The sequence below is a fragment of the Martinezella lusitana genome (assembly GCF_900094565.1).
GTDB classification, from domain to species: Bacteria; Pseudomonadota; Alphaproteobacteria; order Rhizobiales; family Rhizobiaceae; genus Rhizobium; species Rhizobium lusitanum.
This window is the reverse complement of the sequence record NZ_FMAF01000004.1, coordinates 576,947-595,325: the sequence shown is the minus strand read 5'-3', so window position 1 is coordinate 595,325 and position 18,379 is coordinate 576,947. Positions and strand designations below refer to the sequence as shown.

Annotated in this window: 18 protein-coding genes and 1 pseudogene; 6 read left to right on the top strand and 13 right to left on the bottom strand. The window is 60.8% G+C overall.

Annotation, left to right across the window (positions count from 1 at the left end):
- A partial coding sequence (locus tag GA0061101_RS12095) for a transposase (RefSeq protein ID WP_141694062.1) occupies positions 1–242 on the bottom strand: 242 nt, incomplete at its 3' end.
- A gap of 155 nt (positions 243–397) precedes the next feature.
- On the opposite strand from GA0061101_RS12095, the pseudogene GA0061101_RS12090 reads away from it, so the two are divergent.
- Positions 398–555 (top strand): annotated as a pseudogene (locus GA0061101_RS12090) (GntR family transcriptional regulator); the annotation flags it as partial.
- 59 nt (positions 556–614) lie between these two features.
- On the opposite strand, the gene GA0061101_RS12085 reads toward GA0061101_RS12090, so the two are convergent.
- From GA0061101_RS12085 to GA0061101_RS12055, 7 genes are all read right to left on the bottom strand, one after another.
- Positions 615–1,892: a glycoside hydrolase family 5 protein gene (locus GA0061101_RS12085; RefSeq protein ID WP_092573637.1), complete on the bottom strand. Its 1,278-nt coding sequence runs from the start codon at positions 1,890–1,892 to the stop codon at positions 615–617.
- Positions 1,893–2,097: 205 nt separating this feature from the next.
- Positions 2,098–3,909: an ABC transporter ATP-binding protein gene (locus GA0061101_RS12080; protein WP_092573622.1), complete on the bottom strand. Its 1,812-nt coding sequence runs from the start codon at positions 3,907–3,909 to the stop codon at positions 2,098–2,100.
- A 2-nt stretch (positions 3,910–3,911) separates the two neighbouring features.
- On the bottom strand, positions 3,912–4,772 hold the full coding sequence (locus tag GA0061101_RS12075; protein WP_092573621.1) for an ABC transporter permease: 861 nt from the start codon (positions 4,770–4,772) through the stop codon (positions 3,912–3,914).
- A complete protein-coding gene (locus GA0061101_RS12070; RefSeq protein ID WP_092573636.1) occupies positions 4,769–5,710 on the bottom strand; it encodes an ABC transporter permease in 942 nt (313 codons plus the stop codon). Before GA0061101_RS12070 ends, GA0061101_RS12075 begins: the two co-directional genes overlap by 4 nt.
- Before the next feature lie 21 nt (positions 5,711–5,731).
- Positions 5,732–7,252, bottom strand: coding sequence for an ABC transporter substrate-binding protein (locus tag GA0061101_RS12065; protein WP_092573620.1), 1,521 nt, complete (start codon positions 7,250–7,252; stop codon positions 5,732–5,734).
- An 80-nt stretch (positions 7,253–7,332) separates the two neighbouring features.
- Positions 7,333–8,814, bottom strand: a complete 1,482-nt coding sequence (locus tag GA0061101_RS12060) for a M81 family metallopeptidase (RefSeq protein WP_092573619.1) — start codon at positions 8,812–8,814, stop codon at positions 7,333–7,335.
- Positions 8,815–9,462: 648 nt separating this feature from the next.
- Positions 9,463–9,828, bottom strand: a complete 366-nt coding sequence (locus tag GA0061101_RS12055; protein WP_092573618.1) for a hypothetical protein — start codon at positions 9,826–9,828, stop codon at positions 9,463–9,465.
- 175 nt (positions 9,829–10,003) lie between these two features.
- Between GA0061101_RS12055 and GA0061101_RS12050 the strand changes: the two genes are divergently transcribed.
- From GA0061101_RS12050 to GA0061101_RS12030, 5 genes are all read left to right on the top strand, one after another.
- The gene (locus GA0061101_RS12050; RefSeq protein WP_034479266.1) at positions 10,004–10,330 is read left to right on the top strand and encodes a PadR family transcriptional regulator; all 327 of its coding nucleotides are present in this window, start codon (positions 10,004–10,006) and stop codon (positions 10,328–10,330) included.
- Entirely contained in the window at positions 10,327–10,899 is a 573-nt protein-coding gene (locus GA0061101_RS12045) for a DUF1700 domain-containing protein (RefSeq protein WP_092573617.1), read from the top strand. The genes GA0061101_RS12050 and GA0061101_RS12045 overlap by 4 nt, the downstream gene beginning before the upstream one ends.
- A 32-nt stretch (positions 10,900–10,931) precedes the next feature.
- Positions 10,932–11,639, top strand: coding sequence for a GIN domain-containing protein (locus GA0061101_RS12040; protein WP_092573616.1), 708 nt, complete (start codon positions 10,932–10,934; stop codon positions 11,637–11,639).
- 41 nt (positions 11,640–11,680) lie between these two features.
- Complete coding sequence (locus tag GA0061101_RS12035; protein ID WP_092573615.1) at positions 11,681–12,673, top strand: alpha/beta hydrolase family protein; 993 nt, start codon at positions 11,681–11,683, stop codon at positions 12,671–12,673.
- 366 nt (positions 12,674–13,039) lie between these two features.
- Positions 13,040–13,819, top strand: a complete 780-nt coding sequence (locus tag GA0061101_RS12030) for a class I SAM-dependent methyltransferase (RefSeq protein WP_037193072.1) — start codon at positions 13,040–13,042, stop codon at positions 13,817–13,819.
- Positions 13,820–13,825: 6 nt separating this feature from the next.
- On the opposite strand, the gene GA0061101_RS12025 is transcribed toward GA0061101_RS12030, so the two are convergent.
- From GA0061101_RS12025 to GA0061101_RS12005, 5 genes are read right to left on the bottom strand one after another with little or no spacing between them, the layout of a single operon-like run.
- Positions 13,826–14,686 carry a Pnap_2097 family protein gene (locus GA0061101_RS12025; RefSeq protein ID WP_092573614.1) on the bottom strand — a complete coding sequence of 287 codons (861 nt, stop codon included), beginning with the start codon at positions 14,684–14,686 and terminating at the stop codon, positions 13,826–13,828.
- A 2-nt stretch (positions 14,687–14,688) separates the two neighbouring features.
- Positions 14,689–15,960, bottom strand: a complete 1,272-nt coding sequence (locus GA0061101_RS12020) for an MSMEG_0569 family flavin-dependent oxidoreductase (RefSeq protein WP_092573613.1) — start codon at positions 15,958–15,960, stop codon at positions 14,689–14,691.
- Positions 15,961–15,972: 12 nt separating this feature from the next.
- The gene (locus tag GA0061101_RS12015) at positions 15,973–16,260 is read right to left on the bottom strand and encodes an MSMEG_0570 family nitrogen starvation response protein (RefSeq protein ID WP_037193061.1); all 288 of its coding nucleotides are present in this window, start codon (positions 16,258–16,260) and stop codon (positions 15,973–15,975) included.
- Complete coding sequence (locus GA0061101_RS12010; RefSeq protein WP_092573612.1) at positions 16,253–17,407, bottom strand: MSMEG_0565 family glycosyltransferase; 1,155 nt, start codon at positions 17,405–17,407, stop codon at positions 16,253–16,255. The genes GA0061101_RS12015 and GA0061101_RS12010 overlap by 8 nt, the downstream gene beginning before the upstream one ends.
- Positions 17,404–18,378, bottom strand: coding sequence for a sll0787 family AIR synthase-like protein (locus GA0061101_RS12005; RefSeq protein WP_047640392.1), 975 nt, complete (start codon positions 18,376–18,378; stop codon positions 17,404–17,406). Before GA0061101_RS12005 ends, GA0061101_RS12010 begins: the two co-directional genes overlap by 4 nt.
- Position 18,379: the final 1 nt, after the last annotated feature.

Below are 18,379 nucleotides of genomic sequence, written 5' to 3'. Positions count from 1 at the left end.
AAAGCCTCGAACAGGTGACGCCAGACGCCCCGCGCTGACCATCGATGAAACCGGTTGTAGATCGTCGTCGCCGGGCCGTAGCAGGGCGGGCAGTCCTGCCAGCGGCAGCCGGATTTCAACACATGAATGATACCGCTGATCACGCGGCGGTCGTCGGTACGATGTGCTCCAGGCTGATTGGTTGGAAGCAGCGGTTCAATCGCTGCCCATTGCTGATCATCAAGCCAGAATTCTCCTGCCATGAGCCAATCTCCTTCAAATATCCAGATTGAATCATACAGTTCAAGCAAAATCAAATGCATGATTGGGTTTGGAACCTAGCGAGCGTTGCAGCGACGCAGCCGGCTATCATTGCCAAAGAGACGGCGCCGGCATCGGGACAGCCGATGCTTTTTTCCGCTTCATCGGCCATGAAGGTCCGGAAAATGGGCGGTGGCCGTCGCCGACCACGAGGAAATGATAGCCGCGTTGGAAGCACGCGACGAGGCGCGGCTTTCCGAGGTTCTCGGCCGTCATCTCGCCAACGCCTGGGAGCGGATGCGCAGCGCGATCTGATTGCTGTCGTAAGAACGGTCTGCAAAATGCTGGCGCATCTTCACAGAGACGCATTCCTATCACTGCGCTTGCAGCGGCATCGTCTTGTCGCGATGCAAGGTTCCCAACAGGGCGTCGACCACGTCTCGATGATGCACATTTCTGTCGAAACGGCTGTCGGCTGCCAGTTGCATGAGAGCGGCAAAAGCCGCCTTGGCCGGAGGCTTCTCGCCTTCTCCACGAAGATAGGCGGACAAGCGGCGGTAGCCCGCCCCAGCCTCGATTTCAAGCGGGTTGCCCGCTCCTATCTTTTTCAACGGCCACCAGGCCCAGCCGATGCCATTTTTTTCCTGCAGCGCGACGGCGCGTGCATACCAGCCATTGTTATTTTCGCCGGATTCGCCGTTCCACAACGGCATGTCGTATTGTTCACGCAGCCTCAGGAAAGGTTCGATCGACTCTTGCGTCGTCGGGGTCCAGTATTTGTGAAAGCTCAGTGTCGTATTGCGATCGGCAACAGGCAACAGGCCGGCGTAGTTGTTGCCCCAGCAATTGCCTTCGATGATCAGCATATGATTGGTATCGATCGCCCGGATTGCATGGATAGTGCGTTCGTAGAGGTCGCGCAGCGGCTCGTTGCCGGTTTCGCGGCAGCCGCCTTTATCGGTCTTGTCCTGAAATCCCCAATTTGGCTCGTTGAGCAGGTCGTAGCCGGCAATAGTCGGTTCATCCTTATAGCGCCGGGCGATCTCACTCCAGAGCGCGATCATTTTCCTCTGGTCTTCGGGACTGTCCCAGAGAGAGGGCTTGCGCGGGTTGCGATCGGAAATCGCGATGTCATGGCCCTGCCCGCCGGGAGCCGCATGCAGATCGAGGATCAACACCATGTCGTTGGCCTTCAGCCAGGCGATCAGCGCGTCGACGCGCCGGAAGCCTTCTTCGTTCCAGACGATCCCGCCCTTTGCAGCCTTGCCGGGGGTATCTTTGATAAACAGATTCCAATGCATCGGCAGGCGCACGCTGTTGAAGCCCCACTTGGCCATCGCGTCGATGTCTGCTCTCGTCACGGCGTTGTCGCGCCAGGACTGATAGAATATCTCGGTCTTCCGCTCATCAATGATCTGCGCAATGCGGCCACGGATGACATGTTGCGCCTTCAGATTGGACAGCCCCATCATATAGCCCTCCTGGACCATCCAGCCTCCAAGGTTCAGGCCACGCAGGATCAACGGATTGCCCTGAGCGTCCACGATCTGTTGATGGTCGGCATGAACAAATCCCTGCGCGCGCGCAGGTGATGCAGACGGGGCCAAGCAAACGACAAGCAGGATGGTCAGCAAACGTGGAAGATGTCTCATGAACTTCCAGTCCCTCAAAAGTTTGACGCTATGTGGGCGCGATATGGCGTGAATGATCAACATAACGCGGGCGCGGCTTTTGAGCAGGCACCGAAGCAACGGATGCACATGAAGCATTGCGCTGTCATCGATAGTCGAGCCGGTCGCGTCAATATTCCGTGTGAATATCCTGCGGATATGACATTAGCCGGCTGCGCTGCGGATCTCACTCTGTCCAGCTGGCGGCCGTATCCTGCACGAAATGTCCGGGCGATATTTCCTGGTAGCTCCGCTTCGGCGGCACATAGTCGTGGGGCCTGATCGCGCTCCTGATCTCCTCGCGTTGCGACGGTGGCTGCAAGCCGCGCCGCGTGGGGTCCGGGATCGGCACGGCCGAAATCAGGCGGCGGGTATAGGGATGCTGCGGAGTGTCGAAAATAGCGGCGCGAGGGCCGATCTCGACGATTTCGCCGAGATACATCACGGCGACGCGATGGCTCATCCGTTCGACGACGGCCATGTCATGCGAGATGAACAGATAGGCAAGGCCGTGCTTCTCCTGCAGGTCGAGCAGCAGGTTGGAGACTTGCGCCTTGACCGAAACGTCGAGTGCCGACACCGCTTCGTCGGCAATGATGAATCGTGGGTTGAGTGCGAGTGCCCTGGCGATGGAGATGCGCTGCCGCTGGCCGCCGGAAAATTCATGCGGGTATCGGCTGGCGACGGCTGCCGACAGGCCGACCTGATCGAGCAGCTCGGCGACGCGCTCCTTCGCTTCCCGCCGGTCCATCAACCGGTGCGACAGCATGGGTTCGATGATCGCTGCGCCGACCGTCATGCGTGGGTTGAGCGAGGCGAAAGGATCCTGGAAGATGATCTGCGCCATGCGGCGCATCGCGCGCAGCTCTTTCGTTCCCGCCTTGGTCACGTCCTTGCCGTCAATGGCGACAGAACCAGCCGTCGCTTCGATGAGGCGCATGATCGTGCGCCCGGTCGTGGACTTGCCGCAGCCGGATTCGCCAACTAGCGAGAGTGTTTCGCCCGGCCGAAGATCAAACGAGACGTCCTCGACAGCATGAACGCGGCCATTCGGCAGATCGAAACGGACGGCGAGATTGTCCACCTTGAGGATCGGCGCAATGCTCTGCGCCACCGGCTTCATCTCCCGGCCTTCCGTGACCTCGCCGGTCTTGGCGTCGACTTCCGGGAAGCGCCGCGGAGACTCGGTCTCGCCCATGGTGCCGAGGCGCGGGATCGAGGCCAGCAGCGACTTCGTGTAGATTTCCTTCGGTGCCGCGAAAATATCCGTCGTGACGCCGGTCTCGATCATGTCGCCGCGGAACATGACGACCGTGCGATCGGCCACTTCCGCCACCACGCCCATGTCGTGCGTGATGAAGAGGACGGCCATGTTCTCCTCACGCTGCAGTTCGCGGATGAGGTGGAGGATTTCGGCCTGGATGGTGACGTCGAGTGCCGTCGTCGGTTCGTCGGCGATCAGGAGCTTGGGTCGGCAGGCGAGCGCGATGGCGATCATCACGCGCTGGCGCATGCCGCCGGAAAATTTATGCGGATATTCGTTAAGCCGCGACTTTGCCGCCGGAATGCGCACGCGCTCCATCAGCCGCAAGGCTTCGGCCTCGGCCGCCTTCCAGGAAAGCTTCTGGTGCAGCACCAGCGCCTCGGCGATCTGGTTGCCTATGGTGAAGACCGGGTTGAGCGAGGTCATCGGCTCCTGGAAGATCATGCCGATAGAGCCGCCGCGAACGGAGCGCATCTCCGCTTCCGAAACGGCGAGGAGATCCTTGCCCAAAAGCTGGATCTTGCCTTCGCAGCGCGCTTTGCCCGGAGGCAGCAGGCGCATGGTCGACAGCGCCGTGACACTCTTGCCCGATCCTGATTCGCCGACGATGGCAACCGTTTCTCCGGCAGAAACCTGCAGATTGATGTTGCGGATGACGGCGCGCCAGCCTTCGGCCGTCTTGAACGAGGTCGTCAGGTTTTCGATCGAGAGAACCGGTTGGATCGTGTCCGCCATGATCAGCTCTCCTTTGCAAGGCGCGGATCGACCAGATCGCGCAGGCCGTCACCCAGCAATTGCAGCGACAGGACCGAGAAGACGATGGCAAGGCCCGGAAAGACCATGAGCCAGGGTGCGTTGTTCATGAATTCCCGGCCGGAAGCGAGCATGGTTCCCCAGGTCGGCATATCGGAGGAGACGCCGACGCCGAGGAAGGAGAGGCTTGCTTCGGCAAGCATGGCGGAGGCGAAGACGAAGGTCGCCTGCACCAGAATGGGCGATGCCAGATTGAGCAGGATGTGGCGGCCAAGGATCTGCCAGGTCGGCAGGCCCATTGAGATCGCCGCTTCGATATAGGGCAGTTCGCGCAGAACGAGCGTCGAACCGCGAACGATGCGGGCGAGACGCGGCGCATAGGTGATGCCGAGCGCCAGGATGACCGTGACCAGCGATGGCCCCAGCGCCGCGACGAGCGCGATGGCAAGAAGAATGTCGGGAAAGGACATCATGGCATCGAGCAGGCGTGAGATCGGCGCATCGAGCCTGCGAAAATATCCGGCGATAACGCCGAGAAATACGCCGATAACGGTGGAGATGCAGACCACGCCGAGGCTGACGAGCAGCGAGACACGGCCTGCGAAGATTGCGCGTGAGAAGATGTCACGACCGAATTCGTCGGTGCCGAAGATATGGGCCATGGACGGTCCCTTCAGCTTGTTGACGATGGAAAGCTTGTTTGGGGCGTAAGGCGCGATCCAGGGCGCCAGGATGGCGGCGAGGATGACGACAAGCAGAATGATGGCGCCGAACAGCATGGCGCGATTGCCGAAGAGGCGGCGCAGGCTCGATGCAAAGGGAAGGGTGAAAGAGCCGAGCGTCATAGGCGGACCCTCGGATCGACGAGAATATAGAGCATATCAACGATGAAATTGATGAGCACGTAGATGGCGGCCACGACCAGAAGCGCGCCCTGGATCACCGGATAGTCGCGCCGCAGAACGGCGGAGACGACGAGATTGCCGACGCCGGGCAGGCCGAATACGGTTTCGGTCACGACAGCGCCGGCAACGAGCATGGCGACGGAGAGGCCGATGACGGTGATGATCGGGATCATCGCATTTTTGAGCGCATGCTTCAGGATGACGCGGCTTTCGCTCGCCCCTTTGGCGCGGGCGGTGCGCACGTAGTCGTCGCCGAGCACGTCGAGCATGGCGGCCCGGGTGAAGCGCGTGATCATCGCCGAATTGACGACGCCCAAGGTGATCGCCGGCAGGATGAGATGGTGCAGCCGTTCGAGGAAGTCCGTGTCAGGACCGCCATAGCCGGAGGCCGGAAACCAGCCTTGTCCGACGGCCAGGATCTGGATCAGCATCAGGCCAAGCCAGAAGCTAGGAACGCTTGCAGCGACCATGGTGAGAACAACGACGACCTGATCGAAAATCGTTCCCCGCTTGACCGCCGAGATGATGCCAACGGGAAGCGCGATCGCAATGGCGATCAGAATGGAGAACAGCGTCAGGAAAAAGGTTGGCTCGGCGCGAGCCGCCAGCGCCTGCGTGACCGGCTGGTTGAGAAAGATCGATTGCCCGAGGTCGCCCTTCAGCAGGCCCAATATGAACTGGACATATTGGACAAGCAGCGGCGCATCGAGCCCCATCTTTGCCCGCAATTGCGCAATGTCCTGCGGCGTGGCGTCGGCCCCGAGCATGACGGCCGCCGGATCGCCCGGGGTGACCCGGACGATGACGAAGACAACAGTCACGACAAGCGCGAGCACGATCACCATGCCTCCAAGACGTCGCAAAAGCGCCTGGGCGATCTTTGCCATGTGCTTTAAGCCTTACTTCTTCGGGCTGACGTTCCAGAAATGCGGCCAATAGGTCGGCGTATAGCCTGATATCGACGCGGAAATACCGGAAAGTGCGTTGAAGTTGCCGACTTTGTAGAGAGGCGCATCGTCGTAGATCACGGTCTGGATGCCTTCCCATGCCTTTTGTTTCGCGTCGTCGCTCGTCGCGTCCATATAGGCTGAAACGGCCTTGGTCTTCTGGTCGGAGACATACCAGCCCGGATAGCTGTCGGTAATCGTGTTGATCGTCGTCGGATCGCCGGGGAAGTTGGAATGGGTGATGAAGATATCCCATTCCTTCGGGTCGGCGCGGCGGGTCGTCAGCGTTGCCCAGTCGACGACCTGCATGTCGACCTTGAAGCCGGCGGCTTCCAGATAGGCCTTGGCGACTTCGCCGATCTTATAGTGGAATTCATACTGGCGGCTGGTCAAAAGCCGCAGCGGCGTGCCGTCATAGCCAGCATCCTTCAGCAGCTTTGCCGCCGTGTCGGGATCGCCTTCACCATAACGGACAACACCGGCGTCGGTGTGCCAGAACGATCCCTTCGGGAAGAAGGCGCCGTCGACGCTGAAGAAGCGCTGGTCGTTGAAGGCGGCAAGCATCATGTCAGAGGAGTTCAGCGCTGCCTGCACCGCCTGGCGCAGCGGCTTCTTCACCAGCAGACCTTGCTTCATGTTCATGTTGAGCGATACCCAGCCGGCATCCTTGAAGATGACGGGCTTGGCGTTGCCGCTCTTTTCGATGCGCTCATAGGCGCTGACGGGCAGGGAGTCGGCGAAATCGAACTGTCCGGAAATCAGGCCTTCGACGCGGGTATTGGCGTCGGGCACGGGCACGAAGCGGATTTCCTTGGCGACGGCCTCGCGCTTGCCGGCGTAGTTATTCGGCTCGCCTTCGGGCGATCTGTAGCCATCGAAGCGCACGAGCTGCGTATACTGGTCGGGCTTGCGCTCCTTGAGCATATAGGGGCCGGTACCGATGAAATCGGTAAGGGTATCGGCGACCTTTTCGGAAGGGAGAATGATCGACGACTGGGACAGGGTTGCCAGCAGCGGCGCATAGCGCGACTTGAGCTTGATGATCACGGCGTGATCGCCGTCGGCCGTCAGACTGTCGACGATCGTAGCAACCTGCTTGCCCTTGGAATTGACGTTCATCCAGCGCTTCAGCGAGGCAACGACATCCTTGGAGTCGAAGTCGCTGCCATCGTGGAACTTGACGCCTTCGCGCAGCGGAATGCGGTAGGTGAGACCATCGTCGGAAATCTTGGGCATGGCGGCCGCCAGCAGCGGAACGGACTTCCACTGGGCGTCATAGGTATAGAGCGTCTCGAAAATATGCTGGTCGACCGTCAGCACGATGTCGGTCGGCGTCTGCATGGCATCGAGGGTCGGCAACTCGCCGATGGTGGCGACGGTCAAGACCCCGTCCGAGGCCTGGGCGATCGCCAGATTGCTGGTGCCGGCAAGCATGGCCAGCGTGATCAGAACAAATGCGCTTTTCATCATCATCCTCTTTTTGGCCGCCCTTCGGGCGTGTTCCCTATGTTCGTTAGTCGGCATGTCTGCGGCCGGTCTCGTCCGGCTCGTTTTCAACTTTCGAGGCCCAACGGATCGGCGACGCGTGGCCAAAGCTCGAGGCTCGCCTTGCGGTAGGGCGTCGTTGCTGGATCCGTCGGGTAAGAGGTCGGTGCGGCGATGTAGACGATCTCTGAAGCGATCGGCTGGAATCCCGCGTGAAAATGATTGGTAGATTTCACAAGCAGGAAAGATTTGCCGGAGAAATCGATGCCCTGATTGGAAAAAATGTCCGGCTCGTAAGTCTGCGTCCGGCTGGAAATCAGTATGATGTCGATCGAGGTGCCGACGGGGCGCACGACAGCCGCGCTGCCGAGCGTGACGCGGCTGTTGCGAAAGCTCTGCCAGCCGGCGTCGAACAGGCGCAAGACCGTGACATCGAGGTCGAGCGGCTCACCGCCCTGCGGGCCGGATTTACCGCCGACGCGAAGATCGAGCTGCGCCCCTTCGCCGGCCGCATGGCAGAACGATACGGCGATCGGATCCCAGATCGTCGCGACACCGATATTGTCGAAGCCGCGCTCGATCATCCGGCGCAGAATGTGGGTGGCGTCGCCGGCAACACCGCCGCCGGGATTGTCCCAGACATCGGCGACAACGACGGGCGTTTCCGGGTGGGCCGCGCGCAGCTCGACGCTGCGGTCGAGCCCGGTCTCGGTGTCGAACATCGGCATCGCGACGTGCTTGCGCAGACCGTAAAGCTCATGACCGAGCGATTGCGCAAGCGCATTACCTTTGGCCTTGTCATCGTCGGTGACGACGACAATGCGCGTGCCCATATCGGGCACGTCGCCGGCCATGAAGCCGTGAATGACGGAGATGGATAGGATGCCATCCTTGCCTTCCATCGCCTTCAGGCGATCGACGAAGGAGCGCATCGGCTCCTGGCTGGTCGGATAAATGGTGATCATGCGGCAGTCGAAGGTCGAGATTGCCGGCTTGATCTCGCCGCGTAGCGTCCGCAGGGCCAGTTCGACGACGTGCTCGCCGCGTTGCTCGAAATCCGTGTGCGGGAATTCCAGAAAGGTGGCCATGATGTCGAGATTGGCGACGCGCTGCGCGGTCAGGTGGCTATGCGGATCGAATTCGGCAGCGACAAGCACATCCGGTCCGACGATGGCACGCAACCGCGACAGGAAATCACCTTCCGGGTCGTCATAGCCTTGCGCGACCATGGCGCCGTGTAGTCCGAGGACAACGGCGTCGACGGGCAGCGACGCCTTCAGTTCGCCAAGAATCTGATCACGCAGCGTCTCATAGGTCTGTCGCTGGATGAGGCCCGCCGGTTCGGCCCAGCAGGAGGTGCCTTCGATGACGGTGAAGCCTTCCGCGCGGCCACGGCGGCGCAGGATCGGAACGACGGAGGAACACAGGGTTGGGGTTTCGGGATGCTCGCCCGGCCCGGCATAAAAGGCCGCCTTGAAGGCGTGCATGTCCGTCGGGACAGGCGAAAAGGTGTTTGTCTCGGTGGCAAGCGAGGCCGTGAAAATGCGCATTATTGACGATCCGAACTCGTTTGCGTTTTGGGGCGCGAGGGCAGGCAACGGCCCGATCTCGCATGCGGCATATCGCGACGCCCCAAGATTGATTGTGTGGTCATGGCTGACATGCTCCGCGACGTCCGCCTGTGTTTTGTAAGGAGCTTGTAGCTGTGCTGTTCACCCGGCCCGCTATTCAAAGTGTAATTTATTTTCTTAATGATGCGGTTTTTGCCACCGATGTCAACGAGGCGCGTGTAAAATCACGCCTATTCATGTAAATTATTTTCGCAATCCGATGTTTATGAAAACGCTTTTCAGCATGTAAATCTTTCCTCGGGAAGCTTGGCGACGTTCATCAGCGACATGACCTTGAATGGTGGACCTGCCATCATCACCCGGAATTGGTGAGCGTCTTCAATGTGAAGCGGGGATCGGAGTGCTCGCTTCGGTCCAAGTGTGGCGCGGTTGTTGTTGCCTTTATCGGGCACGCTTTTTCAGCCGCCGCCTCATCGTATCCGGCCGCGGAATCCGTTCATAAATGCCCGGGATCAGCTTCTATTTACATCGATGCGATGGCTGAAAATTCGTGTAAACCGATGAACGCAGGCTGCATGGGCGCCGCGGCATCGGCGACGTGCCCATAGCTCCAAAGCGAAGCAGGACCTACGGAATGGCCGAGTAATCTCTTGCAGGTTCAACGTCTGACAGAGCCGCTGATCTCAGTGGTGGGATCTTCAGCCGGGCATGGCCTTGGAATAGGCGGCCAGGATAAATCGTTCCGCCTCTGCCATGCGAGATAGCGACAAGCGGCAGCTTGTCGCCCGAGATCGGACAATCCTTGGCGACAGACATGACGACGGGCCCGAGTTTTACCTCACTTGCCGGTCGAGTGCACGGAGACCAGATCCCTCCCTTCAGCGCCGTGAGCGGCCCATCGGCCGGAACCTCGATGAATTGGAAGCCGACGGCATGCGCCAGCGAGGTCGTAAAACATAGGAAGACGGCAAGGATGAAGCTCAGGCGGATCATATGATTACTCCGTTAGCGAGCAGTACTCGTCGTGAGCCTCGGTATCGCATCCGCGGCAATCGGGGGCTGACATGAGCGACCACCACCGAATTCCGCGCGGCCATATCGCGAAATCACCTACTACCTTGCATAAACAGATAGCTTGTTATATGCATGCGGTAAATCCGAGGCATTCATGACCGACTCGATCCAAGTTCAATTGCGAAAAGGCGCCCTTGATCTATGCGTCCTCGCCGTGCTGTCGCGGGGCGAAAGCTATGGCTATGAAATCGCGAGCACCCTGGTCGCCGCCGTCGGCATGGGGGAAGGCACGATCTATCCGCTGATGCGCCGGATGCAGAACGACGGCCTGGTGGCCACCCGAATCGTCGAGTCGAGCAACGGGCCGCCCCGAAAATATTACCGGCTCACGCCGCTGGGCCAGACGGTTTTCGAAGCTCACCGCCGCGACTGGCGCTCCTTTGCGGATGCAGTCGACAAACTTCTTGAGGATTTGCCATGACCAGGGACGCCTTCTTGCGCACGCTGAGACTGGGGCTTGCCGGTATGCCGCCTCAGGAGATCGAGGACATCATCGCAGACTATGCCGCCCATTTCGCCGAATCCGATGCTTCGGGCCGCAGCGAGCAGGACGTTGCGGCTGCGTTGGGCGATCCGGCCAGGATCGCCAGGGAGCTGCGCGCCGAATCCGGGCTGCGTCGTTTCGAGGCCCATTGGAGCGTGTCGAATCTGCTGGCGGCCGCGATGGCGCTGGCCGGCCTTGCGATCGTCGACGTGCTTTTCCTGCTGCCGCTGCTGATCGTGGCGATCTTCGTTGCGTTCGGCCTGGCGATCGCCTTGGCGGCCATCGGCGCGGTCGGTGTGAAGATCATCTTCACCACATTGCTGTTCCATCTTGGCGGGCCGGTGATTGGAACAATAGCGCGCTTGCTCATCGGGGCCGGACTTGTGAGTTGCCTGCTCGGCGGCGGCGCTTTGCTGTTGATGGGACTGGGCGCGAGCATACGAATGCTCGGCCATTATGCCCGGCTGCATTTCCGTCTGGCTCAACCGGACCAAAACGGCTTTTGAACATTTCATCACACTGCGTTGAAGGAACGACAATGACTGGCAAGTTGGCATTCGTCGCGACAGCGGGATCGATCAGTGCAATCGTCCTTCTGGCGCTGGGTATCGGGCTTTCCGGGCGGGATTGGGCCGACGCAAGACATTTGTGGGGTGCGAGGCAATCCAGCTGCGGATCAGCCACATCCACCAGCCAGCAGGTTACCCTGCCCTTCACTGCCACCGACAATCTGACGATCGATCTGCCGGCTTCGGTCCGCTATCAGCCGGGGGATAAGGCGGAAGCTGTGGTCAGCGGCGATCCAGCACTTATCGACCACGTGCGGATGGAAGGCGGCAAGTTGAGCTTGGATTGCGATCCGGGCTGGCTCGACTCCCGGCTCGATGTCAGTCTCTCGGGGCCGGCGATATCAAACTGGAAACTGCTCGGCAGCGGCGATCTCACCTTGTCGCAGATCAATCAGCCGCAGCTGCGGCTGAGCATTCGGGGAAGCGGCAGCGTAGCCGCCACCGGAGCCGCCGATACCGTGGGGCTGAACATTTCCGGCTCGGGCGCGGCGCGGCTCAAGGACCTGGCTGCCAAATCCGTGCAGATAGACATTCGCGGCAGCGGCGACGCACAACTGTCCGCGCAGGCGGATGCGGACATCTCGATTTCCGGAAGCGGCAATGTCGAGCTGTTCGGTCGCCCGATCCTGCGGCGCTCGGAAATCAGGGGCAGTGGCCGCATCGTCCAGGTGCCGTAGCCTCGGCTGTTCGTGATCATCGGAAGTTTACGAGGTTCTTCATGAAATGGCTGTTGAAATTTCTGGCGATCATGTTCCCGTTTTTCGTCGCCGGATCCGCAGGCGCCGTTGGCTTTCAATACCTGTCCATTCCGGACGATATAGGCAGACCGATCGAATTGGGTATCTGGTACCCAAGCAACTCCGTCGCGGCGCCGACAACTCTAGGGGATGTCGCGCAAACCGTTGCCGTCAACGGTGAAATCACGGGTGATCACCTACCCACGGTCATCTTTTCCCACGGCAGCGCGGGGCACTTTAGCGATCGGTCGGAATCGGCCCTTGTCCTTGCAAAGGCAGGGTTTGTCGCTGTCTCCCTGACATATCCAGGAGACAACTATAAAGACAGTGGCGACAAGGTCGTGCAAATTCTGCTGAATCGTCCCCGCCAAACAAGCCGGGTTCTGGACTACATGATGCAAACATGGCCAGGACGCGAGCATCTGGAGAAATCCGAGATCGGTTTTTATGGTTTTTCAGCTGGCGGCTTCACCGGCTTGGTGGCAATCGGCGGCATTCCCGATTGGAAGCTTTTCACGCTTCATTGCGCCGCCGACCCGGTGGAAGCCGTGTGCCAACAGGGCAGCGCGGCGGTCCTGTCGCGACCGCAGGTAGCGGCGCGGATGGCGTCGGAATGGCGGCATGACGCTCGCATCAAGGCGGCGGTACTGGTATCGCCCGGCTGGGCGTTCTCCTTCGATCCGAGCTCGCTCAGCAAGATCAAAATTCCCGTCGAGCTTTGGGGCGGCAGTGAGGATCATGTCGTTCCCTTCGAAAGCAACGTCGGATATCTGCAACGATACCTCCCTCGTGTAATCGCTGTTCATGATGTCAGGGACGCCAGGCACTACTCGTTTCTAAAGCCTTGTAGCAAAGCTGCTGGGGCTCTCAATCTGGAGAGCTGCATGGATCAGCCCGGGTTTGATCGAGCCTCTTTTCAGGAGAGTTTAAATCAAGAGTTGGTACGGTTTTTCCGCTCCGAATTGGCTGAATGAAACGCCTGGCGTTCCCTCCGCATTCTTATGCCAGGCTTCTCCGGGCTTCCCACCCAGCAATCTGCGTCTACGCATCATTGGCGCCGAGCCGCGATCGCCGGGTTGAAGGCATCCGACGGGACTATCCAATCAGCGCATTGCTATCCGCCAAGCGACAGAAAAGCCGGAATATTAGGTAATGGCGCTCGCTTTGGCGCAATCTCATCCCAGCTTCCGAGGGCCGCAGCTACCGCGAGGCGCCGTGATCATGCGGCTTTCAAGCGAGACCTGGGGATACATATGCGCGTTTTTCACTCGATTGATCGGCGCCAAAGGGTGCACGGCAAGCGAGTGGCAGCGTGACAGAAACCAGCGGGGTTTTGGATTTTGGAGTCGAGTGTTCGAAAATTTGTGTTTCGCGATCTTCAGAGAATCGATGGTTATATCGATCCGCCCGACGCCCTTGTCTTCCTGTCGTTGATCGGAAGGCAAAGGCAAGAGAATCTGCTCGGCGGTCTCGCGGAAATCGGCGTCTATTATGGGCGCTCCTATTTTCTGCTGCGCAAGATCAGTGCGCCTGACAGCAACGTACTTGCCATCGACCTCTTCGACATCGAAGAGAATGATGCGCAATATCAGCGCTTTCTCGATAATGGCAGGTCGCTGGGCATCCCTGTCGACGAGGAACTCGTCATCTCCGGCGACAGCACCAGGCTCGATCCGCAAGCCATCATCGACAAGATTGGCCATGTCCGCTTCTTCAGCATCGACGGCGGTCATCTGCTCCGCCATGTGCTTGCCGACAGCCATCTGGCCGAAAGCGTGCTGGCCGATCACGGCATCATCGCCTTCGACGACACGTTCAACCCCGCCTGGCCGGAGGTGACGATCGGCGTCTCGGATTTCCTGCGAAGAAACAGCGACACATTTTCAGCCTTTTGCATGACGAAGTACAAGACCTATGTCTGTCGGCGGGACTTTCATGATTTCTACCGGGCCGCAATCAGCGAGGCGCTGCATCTCAGGCCCTTCGAGCACGCCGAGATGGATTTTCTCGGCTCGAAGGTGATCCGGCTGCACAATCCCCTCAACCGCCGGGTTGCCTACGAGCTCCTGCAGCGGCTGGGCATGAGCGCGCTATCCGAATGGGCCTATCGCCACGGCTGAATGCTGCTAGCCGTCCCGCAGCAGCGCGAACAAGATTGCGATCTCGGTGCCATCTGGGCGAAGCAGACGGCAGGCGATGCCGGTATCGCCAGGCTTTACGACGCTCAACTCGATGGTAACTGCGTCCTGGGCTCCAATATTCCCTTTGAGGAAAACGTCCCGCCGCACGACGTCAAGGCGTCGCTCTGGAAACCACGCTTCCAGCGCGCGCGTCATGAGCGCCTGGAATTCCGCGAAATAGAAGAGCCCCGCGCCGTTGAATTCCTCTGCCATGGATGGCTTGAACCTGAAACTCTTCAGGTGCCGCCCGGTCGCAGGCGTCATGCCGAGATGTGTCTGTGCCGTGCCGCGACGAAGGGCGGCGGCCGTGGCGGCAAGCTCGCTTGTCGCAAGTATTTCGCCCTTGCTGCGAGCATGTTCGACGCGCACCAGCGAGCGATTGTCGCCTTCTATGTCGCGCCGGACGAAGGCGGAGATCAGTTCGACGTCCGCGATGCTGGTGCCACCGATGCTCAGATGATGCCGGCTCGAATATTGCGTCCGCGAGATCCGATGCAGGGAAGAGCGAATGGCCAGCACATCGTTGGCGCGGGCAAGCTGAAGCTTCGTGCCGGTCATAGATGTCGCGCAGATCGAGGCATAGACCTCGCGGCCGTCAGCGGTACGGAAATCCGCATTGTCCATGCCGAGATGCCGCGCCAGCATCAGCCAGTGCCGGTGGCCGAGTTCCTTCATGAGCCAGGTCTCGGACAGTCCGGCAGGGCTCAGATGCGGCATGCCGAGAAGGATATATGGATCAAGCGCACGCTCCATCAGCGCGCGTGCTGAGGGCGTCTGTGGCTGGGCATCGAGGACGGCAATGGTCATGATCAGCGCCCAACCGCCTGTCTGAGGATCGGCTGGCTGCCCTCGAGGTATCCGGCGAGATGATCGACGACATGCTCCGCATCCTTGCCGACGGCAAGAAGGCGCCCGGAGCCCCAGGTCCAGAGCCAGGGCAGGCCGAGCACATAGACGCCGCCGATGCCGGTGACGCCGCGCCGCTGCACGGGATAACCCGTGCCGTCGAAGATCGGCAGACCGACATAGGACCAATCGGGGTCGAAGCCCGTCGCCCAGATGACCGACGTCACCCCCTCGGCCGCAAGATCCAGTTCGCTCGGTTCGATCGGCGGCTCCCAGAGCGGCGTGTAGACACTGGCCGGCGGCGCATCGATGCCTTTTTCGGTGATGTACCGATCGATCAGCCCGTTGATGCCGTTATAGACCCGGTCGGCATTATCCAGATTGGCCTTCAGGTTCGGCGCAAAGAGCATTTTCCCGCCGGAAATACCGTCCATCCGGCCGTAGAGCGACATGCCCTCCAGCGCGAATTTCCGCAGATCGATATCCCGTCCGCCGTCTCGGCCGGTCAGGTAGTGGTTGGTATCGTGCTTCTTCTTGGTCATTCCGTCATGTTCGACTGTGATGTCGTATTGGCCGACATCCGCGAGCCAGTCCACCACGTCACGGCCGCGATAGAAGCGGGCGCAGCGCGGGGCGTTGCCCGTCACCATATGCACCTTGCGGCCGGCCAGATGCAGGTCTTCGGCGATCTGGCAACCGGATTGGCCGGAGCCGACGACTACGACGGAGCCCGCCGGCAATTGCCGGGGATTACGGTAGTCGACGGTATGGATCTGCAGGATATCGTCCGGGAGGCGTTCGGCGGCCCGGGGAATCGACGGCCCGCTGTAAAGGCTGGTCGCGAGCACGACGCAATCCGCGGTGACCGTGCCGGCAGAGCTTTCCACCTTGAAGACGCCATCAACCTTTTCGAGCAGGCTGACCGTCGTGCCTTCAAGCACCGGCGCATCCACCTTTTTGATGAAGCGGTCGACATAGGCGATGATCTCGTCCTTGATCATGAAGCCGTGCGGGTCGTCGCCGTCATAGGGATGGTCGGGAAGCTGGCATTGCCAGTTCGGCGTCACCAGGCAGAAAGCGTCCCAGCGCTCATCCTTCCATTTGTGGGCGACGGTCTTCTTCTCGAAAACGACGTGATCGATGCCGTGCTTTTTCAGATAATGGCTGGCCGAAAGTCCGGCTTGGCCGCCACCGATGACGACGGCGCTATAATGCGGCTTGAGCGATAAGGTCATGGCTGGTTCCTTTCAGAGAATGAAGTTTTGGCAGCGGACGCGCGCATCGGCGTCGTCGAGAAAAAGCGCTCCGGCCGCCTCGAGGCGGGCAAGCTGGTTGCGTGCAAGCGAACATGGATAGCCGTATTTCGCCTCGACCCGATCGCTGGCGATCGTCAGCGCCTTGCGGCTGCGGTCGAGGAAATCACGGATCGGATAGGCCTCGCCTTCCGCGAAAAAATCCCGGATGATCAGCGAGGGCGAATAGCAGGTCTCTTCGCGGCCGTCCGGCCAGGCAATAACGAAACGCATCTCAGGCATGGGCGCTCTCCTTCAATGCCGCATAGGCGGCAAGATGCGCTTCTCCGACGCGCCGCCAGCTGAAGCGACTGGCGACTTCCAGGCCGCGCGCGATGATGCGGTTGCGGATCTCGGGGATCAGAGCGAGCGCCATGGCTTCGGCGATCGACGCCGAATGCTTGGGATCACACCAGATCGCGTCATCGCCCGAGAGATATTCCGTAAATGGGGGGATCGAGGAGACGACGACCGGTACGCCGCTTGCCATCGCCTCCAGCACGACCAGTCCGAACCCCTCCTTCAGCGAGGGAAAGACAAGCGCGTCGGCCAGCCTGTAAAGATTGGGCATGTCCTCGTCGGTGACCGGGCCGATCACATGGACAGCGGCGGCGTGATCGCGCAGCAGGGCGAGCTCGGAGCGGAACTCCTCCTGATAGCCGCTGTGGTCGAGCAGCGAGACGCCTCCTGCGATGACCAGCCGCGCATCGGGCTGCACGGCGCGAAGCTGCCGGAAGGCGTCGAGGATGCCGATCGCATTCTTGCGCGCCTCGATGCCGCCGATGCTGAGGAAGGTCGGACCGGGCGGCAGGCTCAGGCGATCGCGCAGGGCCGCCTGTTCGCCGCTCCAGCCGGGGGTGAAGCGTTCGCTATCGACGCCGTTGCCGACAACAGTCGCTTCGATCCCGCGACCCTTGAGAATGCGCTGCCATGTGGCGCTGACGGTGAAGAAGAGGCAGGCCCTATCGATGGAGCGATCCTGCAGCGCCATCAAACGCGGATCGGCGAACTGGTCGATGTGGTGAACGGTCCGGGCAAAGGCGGGGATCAATCCACGCTCGTTCAACGTCGCCAGCGCATTGCCGGAAATGCCGTCATGGGCGTGGAATATATCGAAATCGCGGGCCGCCGGCTTTTCGAAATAGCTGACATAGTCGGCGATCCGTTGCTCCACCATGCTTGTCATGTCGCCCGGCGCCGGGGCGACGGGGATGCATGCCGCGCCGCAGGCCGGCTTGCGAAAGAAACCGGTGCCTTTGGCATCCGGCGCATGCAGGACGACCTCGTGACCAAGCGCGGTCAGCGCTTCGGAAAGCTGCATCGCATGCACCACGCCGCCGCGCGGATTGGTGGAGTGTGACAGCATGGCGATCCGCAGCGGGCTTATCATGCGGCGTCCTCCCGTCGTCCAAGCTTCAGCAACGGCGTTTCGGCGTGGTCGCGAATGACGGCGCGCTCCGTGCCGTCGGTGATCGCCACTTCGCTGCCGGCGAGAACCTTGCCAATGGCGGCGGCGCTGATGCCGCGCTCGGTAAAGCGGCGGATCGCGCCCTCAGCCTTTCCGGGTGCGACCGAAAGCAGATAGCCGAAGCTCGGAAAGGTCGCGAGCCATCGCTCCAGCGTCACCTCGGCCGGCAGCGGAATGGTTGACACGTCGATCTCGATCCCGACGCCGGAACATTCCGCCAGCATGATCGCCGTGCCGATGATACCGCCCTGGCTGATGTCCTTGGCGGCGAGCGCCAATCCCGCCTCGGCAATTTGCGGCAGGATTTCCAGGTCGCCGCGAAGGCGCTGAGGCGGCGCATCTGTCGCCGCTTCCCAGTTGTTGAACGGTTCGCGGTAACGGCCGCGATGGTCGACTGCGGCGATGAGCACGTCGCCTGCCTTCGCGTCGAAGCTTGTCAGCAGCTTTTTAGCCCGCCCGAGAATGGCTGCGGACAGCTGGCTGCGGTCGGTGCGGATATTCGTATGACCGCCAACGATCGGCACGCCGAAGGCTCTGGCCGCGGCGCGCATGCCCTCCAGCACCGGCGCGACACTTCGCTCGCCATCGGCCCAAACAGCGTCGACGACCGCGATCGGACGTCCGCCCATCGAGGCGACATCGGAGATATTGACCATCACGCTGCACCAGCCGGCAAACCAGGGGTCGGCAGCAACGAATTCGTTCATGAAGCCTTCGATGGCGAACAGCAGATATCCGTCGCCATCCTGCAGCGCGGCACAGTCATCACCGACGGCGACAGGCTGGCCGGCAAGCCCGAGACTGGCGGCGACCGCGCCGATATCCGCCTTGGCGGCAATGCCGTTCGATTCGGCAAGCCGAACAGTGAGTGACTTGATGTCGATCGCCACCATG